This is a genomic window from Actinoplanes sp. NPDC051633 (assembly GCF_040681735.1).
Lineage (GTDB): Bacteria > Actinomycetota > Actinomycetes > Mycobacteriales > Micromonosporaceae > Actinoplanes.
This window is the reverse complement of the sequence record NZ_JBFAZH010000886.1, coordinates 1-3313: the sequence shown is the minus strand read 5'-3', so window position 1 is coordinate 3313 and position 3313 is coordinate 1. Positions and strand designations below refer to the sequence as shown.

The following is a 3313-nucleotide window of genomic DNA, read 5'->3' as shown; positions in this document are numbered from 1 at the left end:
GTCACCGCCGGTGCCGCCGCCGGACCCCTCGCTTACCGCGGCGTTGCACCGGGCGGCCGACCGGGGCGCGACGATCGCCGCCCTGTGCACCGGCGCGTTCACCCTGGCCGCCACCGGCCTCCTCGACGGCCGGACGGCTACCACCCACTGGGCGTACGCCGAGGATCTCGCGAAGATGTATCCGCAGGTCACCGTGGACGCCGACCGGATATACGCGGTGGACGGCCAGATCGCCACCAGCGCCGGCGCCGCCGCGGCGATCGACCTCTGCCTGCACCTGATCCGCCGCGAGCACGGCTCGGACGTGGCGAACCGGGTGGCCCGCGAGATGGTGGTGCCGGCGCACCGCAGCGGTGGGCAGGCGCAGTTCTCCCGGCGGCCGGTCACGCCGCCGCACACCGGGCCGGGCCTGGCCGAGCTGCTCGACTGGGCCGCCGACCACCTGGACGAGGACCTGTCGGTGGAGGCGCTGGCCGCCCGCGCCGCGATGTCGCCGCGCACCTTCATCCGGCATTTCACGGCGGCGACCGGCGCGACCCCCGCGGCGTGGGTGCGCGAGCAGCGGGTCAGGAGGGCGGAGCAGCTGCTGGAACGGGCGGACACGACGATCGCGGCGGTGGCCCGCCGATGCGGGTTCGGCAGCGTGGACACCCTGCGGCGACACTTCCGGCGGGTCCGCGGCATCGGCCCGGAGGAGTACCGCACCGCCTTCCGAGCCCTCTGACGGCCGGCCCGGGGCCGCAACTCACTCCGCCGGGACCCGGCGGTCTCCGTCGGCGACGGCAGCCGGCTCGGCGGTGGCCGCATCCGCCGCCCGCGGAATCAGCGCGGCCAGCACCACCATCACGACCGCCACCAGCAGCATGCCGATGAAGATCCGGTGCACGGCGTCGGTCAGCCGGGCCGGGTCGACCGCGCCCGTGCCGACCACGGCGTTGGCGATCGCGCCGAAGACCGCGGCGCCCACCGCGCTGCCCACCGACCGCAGGAAGATGTTGTTCGCCGTCACCACGCCGCGGTCGGCCCAGCCCACGCTGGACTGGGCGGCGATCAGCGTGGGCGCCGCGGTGAGCCCCATGCCGAAACCGATCACCAGGCAGAAGGCGCCCACCTCGAACACCGACGACTGCTGGTCGAGCAGCAGCAACAACGCGACGCCGGCGAGGACCAGCGCCATGCCGATCAGCGCACACGCGCGGAAACCGACGCGCAGATAGACCTTGCCGGCCTGGCTGGCCGAGATCGGCCAGCCCAGGGTGAGCGCGGCGAGGGCGAACCCGGCGACCAGCGGGCCGCTGCCCAGCACGTCCTGCACGTACACCGGAACGTAGGAGCTGAGGCCGATCAGGATCGCCCCCACGCCGACCGCCAGCTGGCCACTGGTGACCAGCAGCCGTCGCCGGAACACCCACAGCGGCAGCACCGGCGCCGCCGCGGTGCGCTCCACGAACCCGAAGACCACCAGCAGCACCAGCCCGACGCCGAGCACGGCAAGGCTGATCGGCGAATCCCACGCCCACGCCTGGCCGCCCTCGAGGACACCCAGGATCACCAGGGTCAGGCCGACGGTGAGCAGCGCGGCGCCACGGTAGTCGATCGCCGTGGTCCGGCGGTCGATCCGCTCCTTGAAACCGCGCAGGATCATCACGCCGGCCAGCAGGCACAGCGGGATGTTGACGAAGAAGATCCAGCGCCAGGACACCCACTCGGCGAACACGCCGCCCAGGGTCGGTCCGACCACCGACGAGATGCCCCACACACTGGCCACGTAACCCTGCACCTTGGCGCGCTCGCGGACCGAGTAGAGGTCGCCGACGATGGTGATCGTGGTCGGCATGATCGCCCCGGCGCCGAGGCCCTGCACGACGCGGAAGATGATCAGCGGCCAGATGCTCCAGGCCAGGCCGCACAGGATCGAGCCCAGCAGGAACAGGCCGATGCCCCAGAGGATCACCGGCTTGCGGCCGAACAGGTCGTTCAGCTTGCCGTAGATCGGCACCGACACGGCCTGTGCCAGCAGGTAAATCGAGAACAGCCAGGGGAACTCGGTGAAGCCGCCGATCTCCTTCACGATCGACGGCACCGCGGTGGCGATGATCGTCGCGTCGATCGCCACCAGGCCGGTGGAGAGCATGACCGCGATCAGGACCGGGCCGCGTTCGGAACGCAGCCCGACCTCGTTGTCCGTCACCGTCCGTGGCTCCCGGGGCTCAGTTGAGGCCGCTGATCGCGGCGACCTCGGCCGGGGTCAGCTCGAGGCCGGCGGCCGCGACGTTCTCCTCCAGATGGCCGACCGAACCGGTGCCCGGGATCGGCAGGATCGACGGCGAGCGGGCCAGGAGCCACGCCAGCACGATCTGGTGCGCGGTGACGCCGTACTTGGCCGCGGCCTCCTGAACGGCGCTGTTGCCGCCGTGGTCCTGGATCGGCGCCCACGGCAGGAACACCAGCCGCTCCTGCTCGCACAGGTCGACCAGCGACTCCGAGTTGCGGTCGTCGACGTTGTAGCGGTTCTGGATCGAGACGATCGGCGTGATCCGCTGGGCGGCGCGCAGCTGCTCCTCGGTGAAGTTGGAGACGCCGACGTGCCGGATCTTGCCTTCCGCCTTGAGCTCGGCGATCGCGCCGATCGAGTCCTCCAGCGGCACGTTCGGGTCGATGCGGTGGAACTGGTAGAGCGGGATCTGGTCGAGCCGGAGCCGGCGCAGGCTGCCCTCGAGCGCCTCGCGCAGGTGCTCCGGCCGGCCGTCGGGAACCCACTGGCCCGGACCGGGACGCACCAGGCCGCCCTTGGTGGCGATCACCAGATTCTCCGGGTACGGGTGCAGCGCCTCGGCGATCAGGATCTCGCTGACGTCCGGCCCGTACGAGTCCGCGGTGTCGATGAAGTCGACGCCGAGCTCGACCACCCGGCGCAGAACCCTCTTGGCCTCGTCGCGGCTTTTCGGCTCGCCCCAGATCCCGTCACCGGTGACCCGCATGGCGCCGTAGCCGAGGCGGTTGACCGTGAGGTCCCCGCCGAGGTCGATCGTGCCCGCGGCACCGGCCTGTGGTGTGCTCACCGTAACGACTCCCCTGCCTTCATGACCGTCTGCGCTCTCACAGCGAACCTACGCCGGATCATCGCCGCGGGCCCGTGGGCAGAAACGAGATCTGGCACACGCCGGTCGTGCATCAAGGCCTCGCCCGCGCCTGGCGACGCAGGTCGAGGACGGAGCGCATCTGGTCGGTGAGCGAGTCCATCACGTTCTGCGCGGTCTGCGGCGCGTACGGCCCGGGCACCGGCTCGTAGCGGTACTGCCAGGTCACCGTG

General features: G+C 71.7%; 3 protein-coding genes. 1 reads left to right on the top strand and 2 read right to left on the bottom strand.

Annotation, left to right across the window (positions count from 1 at the left end; all coding sequences use genetic code 11):
• Window positions 1-10 precede the first annotated feature (10 nt).
• The gene (locus AB0M20_RS33900) at window positions 11-724 is read left to right on the top strand and encodes a helix-turn-helix domain-containing protein (RefSeq protein ID WP_364304424.1); all 714 of its coding nucleotides are present in this window, start codon (window positions 11-13) and stop codon (window positions 722-724) included.
• A gap of 21 nt (window positions 725-745) precedes the next feature.
• Here the strand turns inward: AB0M20_RS33900 and AB0M20_RS33895 are convergent, their stop codons facing one another.
• Together AB0M20_RS33895 and AB0M20_RS33890 are read right to left on the bottom strand one after the other, a co-directional pair.
• Entirely contained in the window at window positions 746-2191 is a 1446-nt protein-coding gene (locus AB0M20_RS33895) for an MFS transporter (RefSeq protein WP_364304423.1), read from the bottom strand.
• A 19-nt stretch (window positions 2192-2210) separates the two neighbouring features.
• The gene (locus AB0M20_RS33890; RefSeq protein WP_364304422.1) at window positions 2211-3062 is read right to left on the bottom strand and encodes an aldo/keto reductase; all 852 of its coding nucleotides are present in this window, start codon (window positions 3060-3062) and stop codon (window positions 2211-2213) included.
• Between the last annotated feature and the right edge of the window lie 251 nt (window positions 3063-3313).